Origin of the sequence: Oricola indica (assembly GCF_019966595.1) — a bacterium.
Lineage (GTDB): Bacteria > Pseudomonadota > Alphaproteobacteria > Rhizobiales > Rhizobiaceae > Oricola > Oricola indica.
On record NZ_JAINFJ010000003.1, the window covers coordinates 319,956 to 341,536 of the forward strand.

Here is a 21,581-nt window from a genome sequence, read left to right on the forward strand (position 1 = left end):
GCGGTTACATCAGCCGCTGACGATAGAAGGCGGCCGCCCCGATGATGATGACGCCCTTGATGACCTCCTGCATCTCGATCGGAAAACCGAGCAGCAATACGAGGTTGCTGATAACGACAAGTACGACGACGCCGAGAAGCGCACCGACGATCGTCCCGCGACCGCCGGAAAGCGCGACGCCGCCCATGACCGCGGCCACGATGGAGTCGAGCTCATAACCCTGCCCCACCCAGTTCGAGACAGTTCCGACATAGCCGAGCAGGAACAGCCCACCGATCCCGGCGCAAACCGAACTGAGAACGTAACAAAGGATCGTGATCCGCTCGGGAGAGGTTCCGTTCAGGAATGCGGCACGGGGATTGGTGCCGACCATGTAGATCTGACGCCCGATGCGCGAACGGTGCAACAACACGCCGGCGAATACGGCAAGGATCCCCAAGGCGAGCAGATTGACCGGGATTCCGAATACGCGGCCTGACGCCAGCCATGCCATCCCCGGTGGCAAAGTAGAGATGGGCGCGCCGCCGGTGTAGGCGAACCGGGCGCCTTGCAAGATGATCATCGTGGCAAGTGTCGCCAGGAACGGGCTCACACCGCGCTTCGCAATCAGCCATCCATTCAGCAAGCCGACCATGGCCGAGAGGATGATGGCGGCCACGAAAATCAAAGGAATGACGCTGTCGTCGGTGGCCTTGAACGCCGTGGCGAGGACCGCAACCGTAGCCATGAGAGAGGCGACCGAAAGATCCAGGCCGCGGACCAGAATTGCAAAAGTCTGGCCAATGACGACCATCCCCAGGGGAGCCGCGATGGTCAACACGTTTACGAGATTCTGAGGCCCGAGAAATGCCGGCGAAGTGACCGCGGCAATTATCAGGAGCAGAGCCAGGAAGACAATCAGCCCGTATTTCTCGAACATGCCGGCCATCGACATGCCTTCGCGCCTGATCGCGGCGTTATCTACCTCGGTCATCCGCCCCTCCTGTCGGACCGGTAAATGCCGACTGCAATAATGATGATCAGGCCTTGAACAACCCACTGCCAGTAGGATGAAACACCAGCGAAGTTCAGAAGGTTGTTAAGGATCGAAACCAGAAGGACGCCCAGAAACGTTCCGAACACGCCGCCACGACCGCCGGCGAGAATGGTGCCGCCCACGATTACGGGTGTGATGGACTGCAGCGTCAACGGCAGACCGATGCGCGGATCGCCTACCCCGGTCTTGGCCACCAGGAACAACGCGGCAAGCGACGTGCAAAAACCGGCGAGCGCATAAGCGAGTATCTTCACGCGCCTGACCGGAACGCCATTGAGGCGTGCCGCTTCCTCATCGCCGCCGACGAAATAGAGCATCCGTCCCGTCCCCGTGCGTTGCAGCCAGACCCCCGCGATCGCGAACGCGGCAACCAGCGCATAGGCGGTTATCGGGATGCCCATGAAGTTATTGTATGCGATATCCTCGAACACGATCGGTACAGAGCCGCCTGGCTGCTTGCGGTACATCAGCGTCAGTCCGAAAATGACGGACGACATTCCCAGCGTGACGATGAGAGGATGCACCCGGAGGAAAACGGACAACGTGCCGTTGATGGCCCCGATCCCCGCGCCGAGCATCATTGCTACTGGCACCGCAACCCATATCAGGTCCGGCCGCCAATCCAGGAAGGATGCGACAAAGACGGTAATGGCTCCGGCCAATGCGCCGATCGAAAGATCAATGCCGCCGATCAGAATGGTGAATGTCTGGCCAAGGCTGACAAGACCGAGAACGACCATCTGCTGAAACAGGAAGGAGAAATTGCGGACAGTGAGAAAGCGATCGGAGATCAGCGTGCCCGCCACGATTATGATCGCCAGCAAGAGCAGGACGACCATATAGTTGGGAAGCAGACGATTCCTCCGCATTGTCGCGACTATAGCGCTCATGCTGCCGCCTCCCGTTCCGCGTCGCTCGCCCTATTGGGCGCGGCGACGGCGAAATGCATGATGCTGTCTTCCGTGATCTCGTCGCCTGCGACCTCCCCGGTCACTTCGCCATGCGCCATGACGACGACCCGGTCGGACATACCCACGACCTCGGGCAACTCCGAACTGATCATCAAGATCGCCAGTCCGCGTTCCGCCAGTTCCCTGATGATCCGGTAGATTTCAACCTTGGCGCCGACATCGACGCCCCGGGTCGGTTCGTCGAGGATTAGCAGTCGGTCCGCAATGCGTGTCCAGCGGGAAAACAGGATCTTTTGCTGATTGCCACCCGACAGGGCTCCGACGCGCGTGGACACGGTCGGGGTCGCGACCGAGAAAGCCTTGACCTGGCCTTCCGCCATTTCCCTTTCGCGCCCGTTGTCCACGAGCATACCTTTACTGACGTCGCTCAGTGCGGGCGCGAAGATGTTCGCCGCCACGGACATGTCCAGGAAAAGCCCCGAACCTTTCCTGTCCTCGGTCAGGTAGCCGATGCCGCGCCCAATGGACACGGACGGCCGGTGACCGGCGATGCGCGAGCCGTCGAGCTCTATACTGCCGTGATCGATTGGTGCGATTCCGAAAATGGCGTCGGCGACCTCGGTGCGCCCGGACCCGACCATACCCGCGAGACCGACGATCTCGCCGGCGCGTACGTCGAGGCTGACATCGCGAACCCGCTTTCCCGACGCCAGATTGCGCACACGCAAGACCGGCCCTTCCGCAGCTTCGGTGTTGGCGCTCGCCTTCGCCGGAAAAATCTGCGTGATCTCGCGGCCGACCATCATGTTGATCATGCGGCTTCTCGTGAGTTCCTCCACGGGAGCCGAACCGACAAGCTTGCCGTCCTTCAACACGGTCACACGATCCGCGATATCGAAGATTTCCTCGAGGCGGTGCGAGATATAGACGATTCCGATTCCCTGCGAGCGGAGATGGCGCATCCGGTCGAAAAGCAGATCGACCTCCTTGCCGGAAATGACCGCAGTCGGCTCGTCGAGAATGAGTAGCTTGACCTCGCCGACGAGCGCCTTGGCGATCTCGACCATCTGCTGGTCCGCCAGGGCAAGTTCGTCGATGCGGGCAGACGGATCGATGCTGATGCCAAGAGACTTGAGGATGGTCTTCGCTTGCCTCGTCCGCTCCCGCGCTGACAGCAGTCCGAGCCGCCCACGCGGCTGATGATCGACGAGAATATTTTCCGCGACGGTCAGTTCGGGAAAGAGCGCGAGTTCCTGATGAATGACATGAATTCCAGCGTCGCGCGCTTCCCTGGGATTACGCCATTCCACTTCCCTGCCCTGATATTTGATAGTTCCACCGTTTGGCCTGATCGCACCACCGATCACATTGGTGAGCGTCGATTTGCCGGCTCCGTTCTCGCCCAAAAGCGCATGAACTTCTCCTGGCACGACGTCAAAGCTAACCCGATCCAGCGGCTTGACGCCCGGATAGATCTTTTCGATCAGAGTCAACTCGAGTACAGGCTCGACCATTTTCGACTTTCCCGCAAAATTGTCCCGGTTGTCCTTCCGGCGAAACGCCGGAAGGATTCGACCGAATTTTGCTTACTTCGGATACTCGGGATCGAACGTCGCGGGATTGTATCCCTCGGGCAAACCGTTGCTCGGCGAGAGGTCACCCGGATCATCCATGCTCACATGATCGAGCAGGTAGCGGTCGGCCTTGACGGAGGCTGTTTCCGCATCGGGCGACGTGACAATCTGCATGTTGACCTCGACACGGGACGGCACCGGCACGCCGTTGAGCACATCGAGCGCGGTTTCGACACCGGTAATGCCCATTGATGTCGGATAGTCGATCCCCATCATCGGCACGTCGTATTCGTGCGCGAGTTGGTACATGCGCGCCACATCGCCACCGGTCATCGGAGGGATTTCGCCCTTGCCGTAACCCGCGTCCAGATAGGCTTCGATGGCGCCGTATCCCTGCAGAGCGCTGTCTGCGAGCACGCCATCGATCTTGTCGCCGTACTTCTGGATCAAGGCGGCCATGGTCGCCTTGCCGGTCGCCGGGTTCCAGTCGGTATATTGCATTTCCAGAACGTTGATGCCCGGATACTTCGAAAAGACCTCCTTGTTGGCCTTGATCCGGATTTCGGCCGGGCTGGCGCCGGCGATGCCGGGGAGCATCACGATGTCGCCTTCCCCGTTCAAATACTCGGCCATCCACTGGGCTTCCATCCGGCCCACAACGGTGTCGGATGCCGTCACGAAGGTAATGTAATTTTCGGGGCTCGACACCTTCCGGTCCACCATCACCACGGGGATGCCTTGTCGCATCGCACGACCCACGACGCTGTCCAGAGCTTCCTCGGTCGCCGGTGCGATAAGAAGCAGATCGACTCCCTGGCTGATCAGGTCCTGAATATCGGAAATCTGCTTGGCCGGATCATCATTTGCGTCCGTTACCAGGAAGCGTTCGATCTGGTCGGAATTCTGCCCGGCAGACCAGAGAATACCGTGTTGAAACGCGACGCGCCAAGCGTTCGATATGGAGGCGTTGGAGAAGCCGATGGTATACGGACCTTCCTTCTTCCACTTCGCCGTATCGACCATCTCGTTGAAGTTCGGGTTCCAAAGCCACGTCCGCGGAACGCCCTCATAGCCTTTTCGCCCAGCGTCCTGTGCAGACGCCGGAACCACTGCCAGCACTCCCGCGACCAATACGCCGGCGATACCTGCGGCGAAGACCGCTTTTGTCTTATGACGAATTGAATTCATTGATTTTTCTCCTCCCGGAAATCCGGTTCTCATGAATATCGGCAGCGTCAGACCGCCTCAAAATCCGAAGATCTCTGACATTCCTCCAAAGATGTGGAGCGACGCCTGGGCAACGCCTCACAGGCAAAAAATAGCTATCGATACCCGCATCAGGTCAATCTGCAATCCGGTAATATCCGGTATTACCCGACGCCTGCTGGTCGCGGCGGAAAACCGCGTTTAGCCTCCCGAGGAAAAGGCATTGCATTCGCTCTTTCGGCGTTTGCGGCCAGGAATTTGGGAGGAAGAAATGAGGATTCTCGTCATCCTTCGGATGATGCCTGATCCGGCGTCCGAACTGGAATTGAATGAGGACGGTCTGACCCTGGACCGGGAGTGGCTCGACTTCAAACTGAACGATTTCGACGACCAGGCCCTAGAGGAAGCAATCCTTCTGAAAGAGGCCACCGGTGCCGAGGTGACGGCGGTTGGTGTCGGGGAAGGCTCCCGCAGGACATTGCAGATGGCGCTCGCGCGCGGCGCCGATCGGGCCATCGAGGTCGAAACGGACCCGGATGCGATGATCTGTTCGCGCACCATCGCGAAGGGGATCGTGAAGATCATCCGGGATGAAAACGCCGACCTGGTGCTGACAGGCGTTCAGACCCCGGAAGACCTCTACGGCCAGCTGGCGCCGTATCTCGCAGCGTTTCTGGACTGGCCGTCCCTTTCGGGCACGAGCCACGCCGCGCTGTCGGGAAATTCGCTTTCCGTCGCCCAGGAACGCGGAGGCGGACGCACCGCAAACTACGAAATCGCACTTCCCGCCGTTCTCGGCGTTCAAACGGCATCCAAGGCGCCCCGCTACGTTTCGGGAAGTAAGCTGCGTGAAGCTGCCAAGACGCCTATCGAAAGCGCTGAGATCGAAGCTCCGCCGCTTGCTCCCTCCGGGCAACTGGTCGAACTCGCGGCGCCTCAAAGCAATGGCGGCGGCATATCGCTTGGCAGCACGGCAGATGAAGCCGCAGCCCGCCTGATCGATATTCTCGCCACGGAAGCATGACCATGAAAATCCTTGTAGTCGCAGAAACCCTTGACGACGGAATCGATCCGGTCAGCCTGGAACTGCTCACAGCGGCGCGCACTGTTGCCGAAACGACCGATGAGGTCGTCGCAATTGCGTTCGCCGAAACGTCCTCCACTCCCGCAGAATCTCTTGGAAGCGCGGATCGGTTGATCTGCGTCGAGGGCGCGAACACGGATACGCTGACGCCGGAAGCGATCCAGAGCCATGTGCTGGAGATCCTCGAGTGCGAAACGCCGGAGCTTGTTCTTGTCGCCTATTCCGCGATGGGCCTCGACTTGGCGTCGTGGCTTGCGGCGCGCGCAGAGATGGGTCTCACCGCCTACGTCAACGCATTGGAGCACGAGGAGGGCGGCAAGATCGTCGCGCACTCCCAGCTCTATGGCGGCAAAATGCTCGCGCGTACCGAATTGGCATTGCCGAACGTCTTGTCGATTACGCCCGGCAATTTCCCGGAAGCACCCAGAACCGCCGCTGAGAAGGTCGAAGCCTTTGAGCCAAAGCCCCTCGAAAACTGCCAAATCCAGCTGAAATCTCTGCAATCGCCCGAACTTGAGGGCGTGAACCTGACGACGTCGGATCGGATCCTCTGCATCGGCCGGGGCATTTCCGACGAAAACGGCGTCGAACAGGCGCGGCAACTGGCGACGCTTCTGTCGGCGGATCTCGCCGGAAGCAGACCTGTCGTGGACGGCGGCCTGCTTGAGAAGCGCCGTCAGGTCGGCAAATCGGGACAGAAGGTGAAGCCCAAGCTCTACATCGCACTTGGTGTATCGGGCGCACCGGAACACCTTGAGGGCATGGCGGGTTCCGAAAAGATAGTCGCCGTCAACACCGATCCGGATGCCCCGATCTTCAATGTCGCCCATTATTCGGTGAATTGCGACCTGTTCGATTTCATGCAGGCACTCGGCGACAGGCTCGAGGAAAGTCCGGCGGAAACTGGGTAACCGGGCATGCGCGACACTGCAATCCTGTGGGCTCTGACCGGCTCCGCTGTTGCCATCACACTTTGGCGAAGCCGGTTTCTGATCGCTCCTCTCGTCGCTGCCGGCAGGCCGGTCGAAGACCGCACCGGTCATCCCGGCAGGCGCTTATCCGGCGTCCTGGCTGCGGTCGGACTTCATCGCAAACTTCTGCAACGCCCGGTTTCCGGCGTGCTTCACGCGATGATCTTCTCGTCCTTTCTGGTCCTGCTGACGGCGATCGTTCAGGCGTTCGGGAGCAAGCTCTTCCCCGGTTTCTCGCTTGCTGCGGTGGGCGGGGAAACCTGGTTCCGGCTGATGCAGGATATCTTCGGAGTCGTGATGCTGCTGGGCGTCACCCTGGCCATCTGGCACCGCTACTATCTGAGGCCCGCGAGATTCAGGGGCTCCAACAATGCCGACGCGACCTGGATCTACGTATTGATCGCGGCAATCGTCGGCTCGATGTTCATGGAAAGCGCGTTTGCGATCCAGGCCCACGGATCGACTGCCTGGCGGCCCGTCTCAGGTCTGATCGCTCAGGCACTCGGTGCCGCCGGTTTGAACTGGCCGGCCGGCGAAGCCTTTTTCTACTGGGCGCATGTTATCGCGATCCTCGCCTTCCTCGTTTACATCCCCGGCTCGAAACACCGGCACATGTTTCTGGCGGCGCCGAATATCTTCCTGCGGAACCTTGAACCGAAAGGCATGTCGCCGGCGGTCCCCGCCGATCGCGAGCAGCCGGGGGTCAATCACTTTTCCGATTTCGGCTGGAAGCATAATCTCGACCTCCTGACATGTACGGAGTGCGGACGTTGCCAGGCGGCCTGCCCGGCCTATGCGGCCGGTTTGCCGCTAAGCCCGAAATTGCTGATCACCGATCTGCGCGACGCGATGATCGACCCGTCATGCACGCACGAGCCGATCGTTGGCGGCGCGATTTCACCGGAAACGCTCTGGGCATGCACGACATGCCGTGCCTGTGTGGAAGCCTGCCCCGTCGAGATCGAGCACCTGCCGAAGATAATCGATCTCCGCCGCACCCTCGTCGAAGCCGGTACGATCAATCCCGGCATGCAGGACGCCTTCACCAATCTGGGCAATCTCGGCAATTCCCTGGGACAGCCGTCGCGCCAGCGCGCACGCTGGACCAAAGGCCTGCCCTTCAAGGTGAAGGATGCGCGAAAAGAGCCGGTGGATGTCCTCTGGTTCGTCGGCGACTACGCGTCTTACGATCCAAGAGTGCAGGAGGTCACCCGCAAGATCGCGATGCTCCTCCATTCGGCCGGCGTCGACTTCGGCATTCTCTATGACGCCGAACAAAACAGCGGCAACGACGTCCGGCGCGCAGGCGAAGAAGGTCTCTTCGAAATGCTCGCTCAATCGAATATCGACGCGCTAGAAGCGGCCGACTTCAATCGCATCATGACCACGGATCCGCACACGCTGAATGCATTGCGGAACGAGTACCGGTATCTCGGCGCAAACTATGATGTCGTTCACTACACCACCCTGCTCGCCGAACTCGCGGAAACCGGTAGCCTCCGGATCAAGAAGACCGCGGAAGGCGGGACAGCGACATATCACGATCCTTGCTACCTCGGACGCTATAACGGCGAGTTCGATGCTCCGCGCACGCTGATAACTTCAGTCGGCCTGAAACTGCACGACATGCCTCGATGCCGCGAAAACAGCTTCTGCTGCGGCGCCGGCGGCGGCCGCATCTGGCAGGATGACGAAGGTGTCGTGGAACGCCCAAGCGAGAACCGAATTCGCGAGGCGCTGGATATAGAAGGCGTTTCGGTCTTCGTCACCTCCTGTCCGAAAGACAAAGTGATGTATTCGGCCGCGGTCGACGCGCTGGGCGTCGGAGATCGCATCATCGTTCGCGACATCGCGGAAATCCTGGAAATCGAAACGGATAATAACACAGCACCGTCTGCAGATGCGCACGGCGGAAACGAACGGCGCGTGGCGCGGGATAGGAAGGAGACATCTTAATGAGCAGCAAGAAGATCGGTTTTGTCGGCGTGGGGAAAATGGGAGCGCCGATGGCTCTGCGCCTTATCGCTGCCGGCCACGAGTTGGTGATTCACGACAAGAATCTGGCCGCAGTCGAGATGGTGACCGAAAGCGGGGCAAAAGCAGTCGATTCTCCGAAGGCCGTCGCAGACGAATGCGAGATCGTCATCGTCAGCCTCCCCAACCCGCAGATACTGGAAACCGTTGCGCTGGGCGCCGACGGTCTCGCGCACGGGAAGACGATACGAATTCTCATCGATCTCTCGACGACTGGTCCGAAAACAGCCGCGCACATCGCCAACAACCTCTCCGAAAACGGCGTCAAAATGATCGATTCACCCGTCAGCGGCGGCTTGAAGGGTGCGCGCGAGGGGACGCTCGCTGTCATGAATTCGGGACCGCAATCCGCGTATCAGGAAGTGAAGCCGGTTCTGGAAACCTTCGGCCGGCTGTTTTATCTCGGCGAGATCGCGGGTGCCGCGCAGACCATGAAGCTCGCCAACAATCTACTCGCCGCCTCCGCTCTCGCCGTCTCCTGCGAGGCCGTCGTCATGGGCGTCAAGGCGGGCCTGGATCCGAAGATCATGCTCGACATCATCAATGCGGGAAGCGGCCGCAACAGCGCCACCGAGGACAAGTTTCCCAAATCCATCCTCCCCAGGACTTTCGACTTCGGCTTCGCGACAGGCCTGTCGTTCAAAGACGTGCGCCTTTGCGTCGATGAAGCCGAGGCCATGGGGGTTCCCATGGTCGTCGGCAGCGCGGTCCGGCAGATGCTCAGCATGACCAACCAGGTCTATGGGCCTGACAGTGATTTCACCTCGATGATAAAGATCGTCGAAGGTTGGGCCCATGTCGAGGTCGGAGAAGCGCAACCGGAAAGGACCGAGGTCCAGGGCTGATGGGTCAAGAACACTACGAGATCTATGCCGTCCGTTATGGTCATGATGGACGGCGGTCTTCGCAAAACTTCCTGGGCGGAGATCCCCACGACACCGATATGCCGCTGGACTACTTCGTCTGGGTGATCGCATCGCCAAAGCGCAAGATCGTGCTGGACACCGGCTATTCACCCGAATCGGGCGAGAAGCGCGGCCGCAAGACCATTCGTCCGGTCAATGAGGGCCTTGCCGCGATCGGATGCGACCACACGGCCGTCACGGACGTGATCATCTCGCATCTCCATTACGACCACGCGGGCAATCAGGATCTTTTTCCTGAAGCGACATTCCACCTGCAGGACGCCGAGATGGGATACGCGACGGGGCGCTGCATGTGCCACCACGCGATCAACCACCCCTTCGACGTCGACGACGTCACCGCCATGGTAAAACGTGTCTACCGGGGAAAGGTCTGCTTCCACGAAGGCGACGAGGAGTTCGCGCCCGGCATTAGCTTGCACCACGTCGGCGGTCATTCGCAGGGGCTGCAGATCGTCCGGGTCGAGACCGCGCGCGGACCCGTTGTGCTCGGATCCGATGCCGCGCATTTCTATGCGAACATGGAACGCGGGATACCGTTCCCGGTATGCGACAGCCCGGCCGACGTGCTGGAAGGCGTTACACGCATGCGCAAGCTTGCAGCCAGTGACGACCACATCATTCCCGGGCACGATCCGCTCGTCACGGCCCGGTATCCTTCCGTGTCCGCCGACCTGCCGGATATCGTGAGGCTGGACCTGCCACCGGAGAAATAGCAGTCACGGCCGCCACGGGAAGGTGGATATGATATCCCGGATTTCCTGGCGGACCGTGCGCATCAGCGCACGAAAGGTCGGAGACATCGGTTTGCCGGTGCTCGTCGCCAGAAGCAGTTTCCGGGTCATTGCGGGCTCGAATCGCCATACCCTGACCTTGTCTGCCTGGACCAGCGAATGCACGGTCGCATAGGGGAGTATCGTATAGCCCTCCCCCTCCTCCACCAACAGCAGCGTCGAAGGCATTGCTTCCAGCTCCAGCTCGATCTGGGCAACGATGCCTTCCTTCGCGATCGCGCTGTCGATAAGACGGCGCAAACCGTGCGGACGGCTGGGTAAAATCATCGGAAGCCTTTGGAGGACGTCGAGCTTCACCGTTTGGCCCTCGGGGCCATCCTTGGATTGAAACGGGCCGATCAGGCAGAGCTCGTCCTCGACGAGCGGCTCGGTGACGACCGACGGGATCGTGGGCGGATTATAGAGAACAGCCGCATCGATACGCCCTGCAGTGAGCCATTCCAGAATATGTCCCGAGAAGCCCTCGATCACGCGAGGCGTCACATTCGGGAACTCGTTCTTGATTTTCTTGACGAGAGGAACGGTCAGCACTGTTCCGACCGATGGCGGCACGCCCAATACGAGCTTGCCTTGCGGGGATTTTTGCATCGCCGAGACGATGTTCTTGGCATCCGCCGTCCTGTCGAGAATTTCATCGACGAACTCCTTCATCAGGACGCCCGCCTCCGTCAGCAAGACGCCCCGCCCTGTCCGATAGAACAGCTCTACGCCGAGCTCTTCCTCCAATTGCCGGATGTACCGCGTAACCATCGGTTGAGTGACTGACATTTCAAGGGCGGCCTGCGAAAGGCTGCCAACCCTGGCGACCACCTGAAAAGCAGTCATTTGTCGAAGTTCCATAGTTCTATTCTAGCACCCAACCCCTTGAAAGGGAAAGGAATTTTCCAGAAAACACCAGAGGTACACATCTACTCTCTCGCTGCATCAGACGCAGGAAAACAACTATCAAATTGCAGTAAATGCGTTATCGCCAAGGATTGGAATTTACGTTGGGTCAATTTGACCTTGTTTGTTCAGCGTCAAGCACCTCAAGCGTTGGGAAACGCGACTTTCTTACAGCGATTCCTGGCAATCATCACTTGCCGCCAGCACACAGAAAAACCGTGTTCACTTCGATTGGTGATGACGCATCGAAAATAGAATGAAGGCTGTGGAATGAATGCTGCAAATCGCTGGGCTCATTGAAGCCACCATGTGACGATTGCCGTGATTGTGATTGCGGCCATTAAGACGTTAGCGCGCCTGTCATAACGCGTGGCAATGCGCCGCCAGCTCTTGAGGTTTGTGAACACATCCTCGATTGTAGAGAGTTGTTTGTATTAGGTTTTACAAGACGCTGCAGGCCATCTTTCAAGACACAGATGACGTCCGAAATGATCCGGCGCTCATCCACCCGCGCCACCCTGTGCGACTTCGGGAAGAATGGCACGATCTTCGACATCCGGCGGGCGAAAGCAGAAATGAATCAGGGTGGCAAACTCCTTTGCCACCCTGATCCACACAACGCCAATCAACGCCGATTAATGGGGCCTGAGCCTACACGGCCTCGGCTGGAGTCCTGGCGAAAATCTCCTTCACCTTCGAAGCAATCGCCACGCCGAGATCGATATTGTTTTGCGTCGTGAAATGAATCCCGTCGCAGCCATCGGTCGTGATGAAGTCGCTCGCGTCGACGAAATCGATTTTCATGAAATCAGCCATGGCCCGATATTGCTGGCCGAGCTCGGCCGTCTTCTCATGTCCGCCGCCGAACATTCCCTGGAAGTATGGATGAGGCATGGGCGTCAGCGGTGGTGGCGCGATCACGAGGCATTTGGGCGCAGGATATGTTGTGCCGACACCGCCGCCGCCTGTCAGCACCTGGCCGACCAGCTTCGCCATGCCATAGGCGATGTCATAGGGGGTTCGGTTGAAGAACGGCTTGGTGTCGTTGGTGCCGAGCATGATGATCACCAGGTCGAGCGGCAGATGACTGGCAATGGCCGACGGCAGATACTGGCTGCCGTTGAGGCGTGGATCGTTCGGATCGTCGGCGCTGGTCGTGCGCGCGCTCAACCCTTCCTCGATGATGTGGTAGCCTTGTCCGAGTTCCGCTGCCATCGCCCCTGTCCACCGCTTTTCGTAGGGATAGCGCAAGGTAGGCGATCCCTCCACGACCGGGATCCAGCCCCAGGTCAGAGAGTCGCCAAAACACAATACGGATTTCTTGTCGGACATTGTTTCCTCCTCGTTTCAAAACATCTGGTCAGTTGGATCTGGCGGTTCTCACGCCGTAGAAAATGGCGGCGAGCAGGATGATCAGCCCCTGCGCGATCAGTTTTCCGGGCTCGTCTATGCCGAAGGTGGTCATCACGACGAATAACAGCGCGAATGACAGGACGCCGAAGAACGGCCCCCAGACGCCTCCCTCCCCGCGCCCGAAGACAACGCCGCCAAGGATTGTCGCGGCGACCGCGAGGATCGGCAGGTCGAGCCCGACGCGCACGCTGCCGACCGCGATCGAGGCGGTCTGAACCAATGCGGCAATGGCGGCGATGAAGCCGGCGATCATGTGGGCGAGGATCACCGTGCGCTCGACGGGAACCCCGGCAAAGTGCGCCGCCTCCGCGTTTTCGCCGACCGAGGTCACGTAGCGGCCAAACACCGTCTTCGACAGGAACAGCGCCATGATGGCGGTGAGGAACACCCAGAAGATAACCGGTGTCGGCACCGGCCCCAGCTTGGTGTTGTAGATGTCGTTGAACACGGAAGGCACGTCGCCCGGCGGCTTGCCGCTCGACAGGAACTGCACGAACCCGACCAGGATGATGCTGACGGCCAGCGTCACGATCACCGCCGAAACGCGGCGCTTCGCGACCATCACGCCGTTGAAGAGTCCGATCAGCGTGCCGGTCGCCAGCGCCAGCGCGACGAAAAAGGCGACTGATGCGCCGGGAAACAGGCCGGACGATATGAAGTAGTTGACGAGCAGGATCACCCCGCCCCCCGAAAGATCGATGCTCTTGACCCGCATCACCAGCAGCTGCCCGAGAACCAGAACGCCGAGCGGCGCGACCTGGCGGATGAAGATGCCCAAGATGTTGGCGTTGAGCATATGCGGACGAGCGATCCACAGGATGATCATCAGAATCGCGAAGACGAAATAGGCGGGCGGAATCCGCGTGACTCGCTGGACGACGGCGTTGTTCAGGGCAGCAGCCATGTCAGAGCCCCATCTTCTTGCGCGATTGCAGGCCGACGACGAGCAGCAACAGGCTGCCCTTGATCGCCGTCTGGATGAAGGGTGAGACGTTGGTCAGGTTCATGCCGTTGGAAAGAAGCGCCAACACCGCCGCGCCGATCACGGTTCCCTGCAGGCTGCCTATGCCGCCGGAAAGCTGGGTGCCGCCAATGGCGACCGCGGTGATTGCGTCGAGTTCAAACAGCAAGCCGACATTCGGATCGCCGGACACGATCCGGCCGGCGAGAAACACGCCGGCAAGCGCGGCGAAACAGGACGAACACACATAGGCGAGCACGACCGTGCGCTTGTCGGCGACGCCGAAATTGCGCGCGGCGTCCTGGACCCCCGAGGCGATACCGCCGCCGATCGCAAACAGATGCAGGCCGAACCGCGAACCATGCAGCAGTTTCCAGGCAACCAGAATGACGAAGAGACCCCAGTAGACCGGCATCGGAACTCCGAGGAAGGTTTCCGACACCGCCCAGATGACGACATCCGGCACGGTCCCGCCTGAAACCGGCCGCAGGATCCGGGTGATGCCGAGGATGATGTACTGCATCGCCAGCGTCGCGATGATGGGGTGGACATTCAGCCGCGTGACGACGAAGCCGTTGGTCGCACCGACAAGCGCGGCGAGGATGAAGACCGCGGGAATGAGAACATAGCCGGGCCCGTCAAGCGCCAGGATCGCGGTGGTGAAGCTGATCAGCGACCCGACTGACAGGTCGAGCCCCCCGACGACGACGACGAACATCTGGCCGATGGCCGTGATGACCAGCGGCATCGCCTGCGCGACGAGATTGAGCAGGTTTTCCGGATTGGCGAATTGCTCCGTCCGTACGGCGAGAAAAACGCAAATAATGACCGCGAGGACCAGCGGCAGCATCCACATGCCCTGCCGGCTCTGACTTCCGGTCATCAGTCTTCTTATACTCCGGCTCATACTTCTCCTGCCCGGTCTTGCCGCCGTCACGCGCTTAGCGCGGCGTCGAGGATGTCGTGCTCGGTCGCCGATGCCGCCGGCATTTCCGAAACGACGGTATTGTCGTGGATGACGTAGATGCGGTCGCACAGTCCGATCAGCTCGATCGTCTCGCGCGAAAGGACGAGCACCGCACCACCCTTGTTTGCGAAGTCGCGCAGCAGCCCGTAGATTTCGGACTTCGCGCCGATATCGACGCCGCGCGTCGGCTCCTCGATCAGGAGAATGTCCATGTCCGCGGCGAGATAGCGCCCGAGCAGGACCTTCTGCTGGTTGCCGCCGGAAAGCGAGCCGACGATGGCCGACGGACCGTCCGCCTTGACGTTCATGCTGGCCATGACATCGGCGACTGTGTTGCGATGCCCTTTTGCGACCGACAACTCACGCGCCCTGGCATGCAGCCCGATGGCGATGTTGTGCTCCACCGGCAACCCGAGGAAGAGGCCTTCCTCCTTGCGGTCTTCAGGAACGAAACCCACGCCGGCCGCCTGCAGCTGGCGAATGCCGCCCTCTTGTCCGACCGGCAGGGAAAGCCCCTTGCCCTTGATCGTGACGGTGCCGCCGAAGGGCTGGAACTGGCCAACCAACGCGCGCAGGAATTTCTGCTGGCCCTGCCCCTCAAGCCCGGCAAGCGCGACGATCTCGCCCTTCGAAACATGCAGCGAAAAGGCTTTCGAGGCCGTGTCGATCCTGAAATTTTCGACGGACAGGATTTCATCTCCGGCCGCCTTCTCGCGCGGCGGAAACAGGTCCTGCAACTCGCGACCGACCATCATTGCGATGAGCGACGCCGGCGTCATTTCGGAGAGCGGCCGGGTGCCGATGAGCTTGCCGTCCTTCAGGACGGTCACCGCGTCGCAAATGGCGAATATCTCGTCCATCCGGTGGGAAATGTAGACGACCGCCTTGCCCTCGTCGCGCAAACGCCGAATGTGGCGGTTCAGAACCTCGACGTCGGCGGCGTTCAGAGCGGCCGTTGGCTCGTCGAGAATGAAGATCGAGGCGTCTGCCTTGATTCCATGTGCGATTTCAACGAATTGCCGCTCCGCGATCGACAGTTCCGAGACAAGCGTTTCCGGATCGAGTGTCAGGCCGAGTTCGCCGAGCGCGTTGCGCGTCTCCGCGTTCATCCTGCGGTAGTCCACCGTACCGAACCGCGTCACCGGCTCGCGGCCAAGGAACATGTTCTCGGCGATCGTCAAGTTGGCGAGAAGCGATAATTCCTGGAAAACAGTGGAGATGCCGGATTCGAGCGCCTCGCCAGGGCTGGCGAAGGCGATTTCGAGACCATCCTTGCGGATCGAGCCGCGGTCAGGCTGATGGACGCCTGCGAGAATCTTCATCAGAGTGGACTTGCCGGCACCGTTCTCGCCCATCAGCGCGTGAACGCTTCCCGGCAGTAGTTCGAGCGATACCCGATCGACAGCAAGGTTGCCGCCGAACGACTTCGATATGTTCGACATCTCGATTAGATTGACCAACACCGGCCTCCCCGGAAAACTCGTCCATGCCCCGCGATCGCGACCGCCGGACCCGAAAGTCCGGCAGCCACCATCTCCCGGGAGGAGACTATTACTTGCCGTAGAGTTCCTGCAGCTTTTCTTCAGAGAGCTCGGTCGGCCACCACACATTCGCCGAGAGGTCGGGACGGTAGTATTCCTTCGCCTTCTCGACAGTCCAGCCATCGGGGTTGTAGTCGTAGTGCTTGTACAGCTCCTTGCCTTCCAGCAAAGCAACAGCCGCACGGACACCCGCGGCGCCCTGGGCCGGAGCATATTCCGCCGAGATCGAATCAAAACCGTCGGCGATCCACTGGCCGAAATAGCCATTGTTGCCCTCGCCCGAAATCGGCGGGATCGGCGTGCCGAACTGCTTGAAGACATCGACGCAGGCGCGCGTCATATCCGCGCCCGAAGACCAGATACCGTCGACACTCGGATTGTTCAGATAAAGGGTCTCGCAGAGCTTCTTGGCCTTGTCGTACTGCCAGTCGCCGTGCTCCTCGGCGAGAATTTCGATATCCGTTCCCTCCAGAGACTGCTTCAGCCCGTTGTAGCGATTGGTGTCCTCCGGATGCCCGGCAAGACCGCGAAGAACCCAGATTTTGCCGTCGTTTCCGACCTTTTCGACAAGCCAGTCGCCCATCACCTTGCCAAAATGCTCCGCGCCACCCTGAATTTCGGTGGTGAATGCGTCGCTCTCGATACGGCCTGTATGCAGTACGACCGGAATTCCCGCGGCGACGGCCTTCTCGATCGATGCGTTCGCGGATGTCGAGGTCACCGGCTGGACAATGATCGCGTCCACTTTCTGGGCGATCAGGTCCTCGATATCGGCAACCTGCTTTTTCTGGTCGAAGGCAGCGTCAAGCAGGATGAACTTGTTGATACAGGAGTTCTTGGCGGCAGCTTCTTCGGATTCATGAGCGACCTGAACCGTCCAGGTGTTGGCGTTGACGCCGAAGTGGCTCATGCCGATGACCCAGCCGCAATCCTTCTTGTATTTCCCGCCCTCGACCATCGGATTATCGCCGGCGCGCGGCGTGACGCCGTCCATCAGGTTGACATCCTCGGCCAGAGCCGCGCCGGAAAGAAATGTCGCGGCGAGAAGCGCTATCGCCGCCGCTGTTTTATTGAGTCTCATAAGGTCTTCCTCCACATTTCAGGCTCCATCAGATCGCCTTTCGAAAGCCGCTGACGCCCGATAACTCAGCCGGCTCGCGTCGCGGACGCCTTGCCAAGGCAAGTCGCCACACATCGATTGCGGGTTGGGGCCACAAGACAAAGAGCTTCCCCGCCGCGGCAATACCGTCGCCGCGGTTTGGACTTGCACCGAGTGAATTGGGACCTCCCCCGGCCCTCATTCAACACGTTCCGGCTTGCGTGTCAATAATTAGTCAGATTGAATGATTATCTGTGAAGCTTGTCTCGAAAGCGATGCGATGTCATGAATGCAATCCTCGAGGCAGGCCGGACTTTCGGCGAACCTGTTGCTTTTTTTAATCTTTTCAGGGCGATACGCATCATGCGAACAGTTCTGTGTTACGGCGATTCCAACACGCATGGCCAAGCACCTGGCGGAACGCCGCTCGACCGTTACCCTCTTTCGAAGCGTTGGCCCGGTGTTTTGGCACGCGAGCTCGGCGCCGAATGGTACGTCATCGAAGAAGGCCTGAGCGGCCGCACGACCGTTCACGATGATCCGATCGAAGGAGCAATAAAGAATGGCCGGACTTATCTTCGACCCTGCCTGATGAGCCACGCCCCGGTGGATCTCGTGATCATCATGCTGGGGACCAACGACCTGAAAGCGCGCTTCGGCCAGCCGGCCTCGGAAGTCGCCATGGGAATCGGATGCCTGATCCACGATATTCGCGAACTGGCGCCGGGACCGCATGGCCGGACGCCGGAAATCATGGTCGTTGCCCCTCCCCCGATGCTCGACGACATCAAGGAATGGGAGCAGATATTCAAGAACGCGCAGCCGAAATCCAGGGAGCTCAACCTGCAGTTCGAGATCATGGCCGACTCACTGGAGGTCCATTTCTTCGACGCTGGGTCTGTCTGCGAATGCGATCCCCTGGACGGTTTCCACATCAACGATTCTGCGCATCTGGCACTCGGTGAGGCGCTTGCGCGTGAAGTGGAGGCAATCGGCTGGAAATGATCGGTTCGAACATCAGGTTTTCGGAAGCGAAAGAAACGGTGTGCGGCCATGCCTGACATGCGCTTCGCTCCCCCCAATCCTTTGCGTATCGCCGACCGCGCGACCGGCCTGAATGCCGTCAGCGTACGCAGTTACAACGAGCGTCTGGTGCTTTCGCTTCTGCTTCAGAACCAATCGGTGACCCGGCTCGAAATAGGCGAACGGACCGGCCTTTCCGCGCAGACAGTCTCCGTGCTTGTGCGCTCTCTGGAGCAGGAAGGGCTTGTCGCCAAGGGCGAGGCGCAGAAGGGCCGTGTCGGACCGCCGACCGTGCCGATTTCACTCAATCCGGAAGGCGCGTTTTCAGTCGGCATCAGCGTGGGCAATCGCCAGACCGATGTCGTGCTGATCGACTTCATCGGCGCGGTCCGTTTTCACGCCACATTGCCCAATCCGGAACCAGGGGCAGGCAGCAATCACTCGGAATTTCTGGACACGATTCGGAATGCTGTTTCCATGTTGCCCGCAACCGCGCGTGTGCGGCTCGCAGGCGTCGGGCTGGCACTGCCGCAAAGCGTCTCGAAAGGGCGCGACGAAGAACCCTATTTCCGGGCGCTTCAGGAAGAGATCGAGGCAACGCTCGGCATTTCGGTTTTCGTCCAGAACGACATCACCTCCGCCGCAAGCGGCGAAAGCATGTTCGGCGTTGCCAAGCAGCTCACCGACTACATGTTTTTCTATCTAGGGGCCCGCTTGCACGGCCGGCTCGTCCTCAACCATCAAATACATGCCGGCAATTCCCCGATCAGCTTCGATGTGGGGATCGCTTCACTCGAGAAGGTATTGTCCGAACACGGGGAACCCCTCGAGCCACTGTGGGAACGTGCTGGTCAGTGGCCCGATTATGGCGGGCTTGTCAGCGCATGGGAGGAACAATTGATCGAGCAGTTGCGGCAGTCCCTCGCCGCTGTGAGCCAGTTCGTCGAATTGGAGACTGTTGTCCTTTCTTCCTACGCACCGAAGAGCGTTTGCGAGGACATCTGCCGCAAGCTGCAGGACGCGGTGCCAGGTGTCAGAGCCATTGCCGGCACCCTCACGCCTTCTCCTAAAGCTGTCGGTGCTGCCAGCTTGCCGTATAGTTCGCGATTCATGGTCGAGTGAATCGCGGCTACATTTTTCGGCTAAACATCCCTGTTCCCGAAATTCGAGACCCGGGCGCTTGGTCGGCTGAACTGCACCGTCACCCGCGATCATCGAAGATAAAAACGAATTCGCGGCGCCGCGTGCTCGCCATCCTCGTCCGGGCAACGATCACATAACCACTTCGAGATGTCCGTTTTCTGCCCGACCCCCATTCGCTCGGCTCGCACCGCAAGCAAATAGTGCGATTGCCATTTGTGATCTCTCTCGAAAGGAGATTCTCGCGATAGCGGCGTTACAAGTGCCAGATTTAAAGTGAAGGTGGCCAGTACTCGAGGACAGTTCTCGTATTCAGGATATGGAAGCACATAACGTCCTCACGGCATCAGGGCCGCGGCCCTCGTCCGAAGTACGCTTGTTTTCCAAGCTTGCTCATGAGCTGCCTATTGACCCTGCTTACGGCAGTTGGAGTTCGCACTCCTAACGACAATCGAGGGAAAATTAATCTGTCAGAGAACTACATAAACCAAGGCAAAAAAATGGCGGAGAGGAAGGGATTCGAACCCTCGAGACGGGTTACCGCCTACTCCCTTAGCAGGGGAGCGCCTTCGACCACTCGGCCACCTCTCCATGCCATGAAATCCCTCAGGATTTCGGCCTGACCGACTCGATTGCATCGTGACCGCAAGGCCGCGCGGCAACGCTATCGGTGGCAGGCTCTTTGCCACGTCCGCAGCGGGACTGCAACACCTGATCGGCTGGCCGACGCGACGCTTTTTCGCCGGCCTTTCCTGTACCATCGAGGAAAACCGGACGTTTCCATCGCAACGCAGCGTCATCGGGGCAGAAGGGGCCGGCCTGCGCATGCCAACTGCGCTTGACAGATGCCGAAAGTCCGGTTTGCTGGCGGGATTGAAACCGGAGATGTGCATGCCGAAAGCCAATCCGCTGGTTGCTTCCCTCCCCGCAAGCACACCATTTGTCGGGCCGGAGCGGCTCGAACGCCAGAACGGACGCCTGTTCAAGGCCCGCATCGGCGCAAACGAATGCAATTTCGGAGCCTCCCCGAAAGCCATTGAGGCGATGGACCGCGCGGCGCGCGAGGATGTCTGGAAATATTGCGACCCGGAGAACTGGGACCTGCGCCAGGCGCTCGCCGCCCATTGCGGCGTCACACCCGATGAGATCGTGGTCGGCGCAGGTATCGATAATCTGCTCGGCACCACCGTGCGCATCTTTTCCGATGTCGGCGATGCGATCATCAATTCCGACGGCGCCTATCCGACATTCAACTATCACGTAAACGGTTACGGAAGGCGGCTCGTCACGGTGCCCTATCGCCATGACAAGGAGGATCTGCTTGCCCTTTCGGAGGCCGCGCGGCGCGAAAACGCGAAGATCGTCTATCTCTCCAACCCCGACAATCCGATGGGGACGTGGTGGGACGCAGCCGCGATCGAGGGTTTCATTGCCGGGTTCCCATCCGAAACGCTGCTGATCCTCGACGAAGCCTATGGCGAACTGGCCCCGCCGGGTGTCCTGCCGCAGATCGATACCGGACAGGCGAATGTCATCCGCATGCGCACCTTTTCCAAGGCCTATGGACTGGCCGGACTGCGCGTCGGCTATGCGATCGGGCCTGCCGAACTGTGCACGGAATATCACAAGGTGCGCGACCACTTCGGCGTCAACGTGATGGCGCAAAAGGCCGCGCTCGCCGCGCTGGCGGATACGGAATGGCTGGCTCAACTGACCACGCAGTTCGAGGCTGCGCGCAGGCATATCGAACGGATCGGCGTCGCCAACGGTCTCGTGCCAATCCCCTCGGCGACGAACTTCGTGACGCTCGATTGCGGCCGTGACGGCGATTTTGCGATGCGCCTGCTGCAAGAGCTCAACGCGCGGGACGTGTTCATCCGCAAGCCGATGGGACCGGGTATCGACCGATGCATCCGGGTGAGTTGCGGACTTCCGCACGAACTCGACTATCTGGAGGCCGCCCTGCCCGAAGCATTGCAGGCGGCGGGCTAGCGCGCGGGGCGATTGCGGTCTACTTTG

At 60.0% G+C, this 21,581-nt stretch carries 18 protein-coding genes and 1 tRNA gene; 8 read left to right on the forward strand and 11 right to left on the reverse strand.

All coding sequences use genetic code 11. The annotated features are described in order from the left end of the window. Positions 1-4: 4 nt before the first annotated feature. The 4 genes from LC343_RS10335 to LC343_RS10350 form a co-directional block, all read right to left on the reverse strand. Positions 5-973, reverse strand: coding sequence for an ABC transporter permease (locus tag LC343_RS10335; protein ID WP_223477036.1), 969 nt, complete (start codon positions 971-973; stop codon positions 5-7). After that, on the reverse strand, positions 970-1,926 hold the full coding sequence (locus LC343_RS10340) for an ABC transporter permease (protein WP_223477037.1): 957 nt from the start codon (positions 1,924-1,926) through the stop codon (positions 970-972). The genes LC343_RS10335 and LC343_RS10340 overlap by 4 nt, the downstream gene beginning before the upstream one ends. Continuing rightward, complete coding sequence (locus LC343_RS10345; protein WP_223477038.1) at positions 1,923-3,461, reverse strand: sugar ABC transporter ATP-binding protein; 1,539 nt, start codon at positions 3,459-3,461, stop codon at positions 1,923-1,925. The genes LC343_RS10340 and LC343_RS10345 overlap by 4 nt, the downstream gene beginning before the upstream one ends. Positions 3,462-3,533: 72 nt before the next feature. Beyond that, on the reverse strand, positions 3,534-4,709 hold the full coding sequence (locus LC343_RS10350; RefSeq protein WP_223477039.1) for a substrate-binding domain-containing protein: 1,176 nt from the start codon (positions 4,707-4,709) through the stop codon (positions 3,534-3,536). 289 nt (positions 4,710-4,998) lie between these two features. Between LC343_RS10350 and LC343_RS10355 the strand changes: the two genes are divergently transcribed. From LC343_RS10355 to LC343_RS10375, 5 genes are read left to right on the forward strand one after another with little or no spacing between them, the layout of a single operon-like run. Further along, positions 4,999-5,751 (forward strand): electron transfer flavoprotein subunit beta/FixA family protein, encoded by a 753-nt coding sequence (locus LC343_RS10355; protein ID WP_223477040.1) that lies wholly within the window; start codon positions 4,999-5,001, stop codon positions 5,749-5,751. 2 nt (positions 5,752-5,753) lie between these two features. After that, positions 5,754-6,722, forward strand: a complete 969-nt coding sequence (locus LC343_RS10360; protein ID WP_223477041.1) for an electron transfer flavoprotein subunit alpha/FixB family protein — start codon at positions 5,754-5,756, stop codon at positions 6,720-6,722. Positions 6,723-6,728: 6 nt separating this feature from the next. Beyond that, positions 6,729-8,738, forward strand: coding sequence for a (Fe-S)-binding protein (locus LC343_RS10365; protein ID WP_223477042.1), 2,010 nt, complete (start codon positions 6,729-6,731; stop codon positions 8,736-8,738). Then, a complete protein-coding gene (locus LC343_RS10370; RefSeq protein ID WP_223477043.1) occupies positions 8,738-9,661 on the forward strand; it encodes an NAD(P)-dependent oxidoreductase in 924 nt (307 codons plus the stop codon). The genes LC343_RS10365 and LC343_RS10370 overlap by 1 nt, the downstream gene beginning before the upstream one ends. Next, positions 9,661-10,455 (forward strand): N-acyl homoserine lactonase family protein, encoded by a 795-nt coding sequence (locus LC343_RS10375; protein WP_223477044.1) that lies wholly within the window; start codon positions 9,661-9,663, stop codon positions 10,453-10,455. Before LC343_RS10370 ends, LC343_RS10375 begins: the two co-directional genes overlap by 1 nt. Before the next feature lie 3 nt (positions 10,456-10,458). On the opposite strand, the gene LC343_RS10380 is transcribed toward LC343_RS10375, so the two are convergent. The 6 genes from LC343_RS10380 to LC343_RS10405 form a co-directional block, all read right to left on the reverse strand. Beyond that, entirely contained in the window at positions 10,459-11,358 is a 900-nt protein-coding gene (locus LC343_RS10380) for a LysR family transcriptional regulator (protein WP_238484244.1), read from the reverse strand. A gap of 711 nt (positions 11,359-12,069) precedes the next feature. Beyond that, positions 12,070-12,750, reverse strand: a complete 681-nt coding sequence (locus LC343_RS10385) for an SGNH/GDSL hydrolase family protein (RefSeq protein WP_223477046.1) — start codon at positions 12,748-12,750, stop codon at positions 12,070-12,072. Positions 12,751-12,778: 28 nt separating this feature from the next. Beyond that, positions 12,779-13,735, reverse strand: coding sequence for an ABC transporter permease (locus tag LC343_RS10390; RefSeq protein ID WP_223477047.1), 957 nt, complete (start codon positions 13,733-13,735; stop codon positions 12,779-12,781). Position 13,736: 1 nt separating this feature from the next. Further along, positions 13,737-14,675 carry an ABC transporter permease gene (locus LC343_RS10395; protein ID WP_223477048.1) on the reverse strand — a complete coding sequence of 313 codons (939 nt, stop codon included), beginning with the start codon at positions 14,673-14,675 and terminating at the stop codon, positions 13,737-13,739. A 50-nt stretch (positions 14,676-14,725) separates the two neighbouring features. Further along, a complete protein-coding gene (locus LC343_RS10400) occupies positions 14,726-16,219 on the reverse strand; it encodes a sugar ABC transporter ATP-binding protein (protein ID WP_223477049.1) in 1,494 nt (497 codons plus the stop codon). Between the two features lie 91 nt (positions 16,220-16,310). Further along, the gene (locus tag LC343_RS10405; RefSeq protein WP_223477050.1) at positions 16,311-17,381 is read right to left on the reverse strand and encodes a substrate-binding domain-containing protein; all 1,071 of its coding nucleotides are present in this window, start codon (positions 17,379-17,381) and stop codon (positions 16,311-16,313) included. Positions 17,382-17,759: 378 nt separating this feature from the next. Between LC343_RS10405 and LC343_RS10410 the strand changes: the two genes are divergently transcribed. Together LC343_RS10410 and LC343_RS10415 are read left to right on the forward strand one after the other, a co-directional pair. Then, positions 17,760-18,404: an SGNH/GDSL hydrolase family protein gene (locus tag LC343_RS10410; RefSeq protein WP_338018585.1), complete on the forward strand. Its 645-nt coding sequence runs from the start codon at positions 17,760-17,762 to the stop codon at positions 18,402-18,404. 48 nt (positions 18,405-18,452) lie between these two features. Then, positions 18,453-19,544, forward strand: a complete 1,092-nt coding sequence (locus LC343_RS10415) for an ROK family transcriptional regulator (RefSeq protein ID WP_223477052.1) — start codon at positions 18,453-18,455, stop codon at positions 19,542-19,544. Positions 19,545-20,063: 519 nt separating this feature from the next. Here LC343_RS10415 and LC343_RS10420 read toward each other — a convergent pair. After that, a tRNA-Ser gene (locus LC343_RS10420) sits at positions 20,064-20,153 on the reverse strand. A gap of 294 nt (positions 20,154-20,447) precedes the next feature. Between LC343_RS10420 and LC343_RS10425 the strand changes: the two genes are divergently transcribed. Continuing rightward, positions 20,448-21,554, forward strand: coding sequence for a pyridoxal phosphate-dependent aminotransferase (locus LC343_RS10425; protein WP_223477282.1), 1,107 nt, complete (start codon positions 20,448-20,450; stop codon positions 21,552-21,554). Positions 21,555-21,581 lie beyond the last annotated feature (27 nt).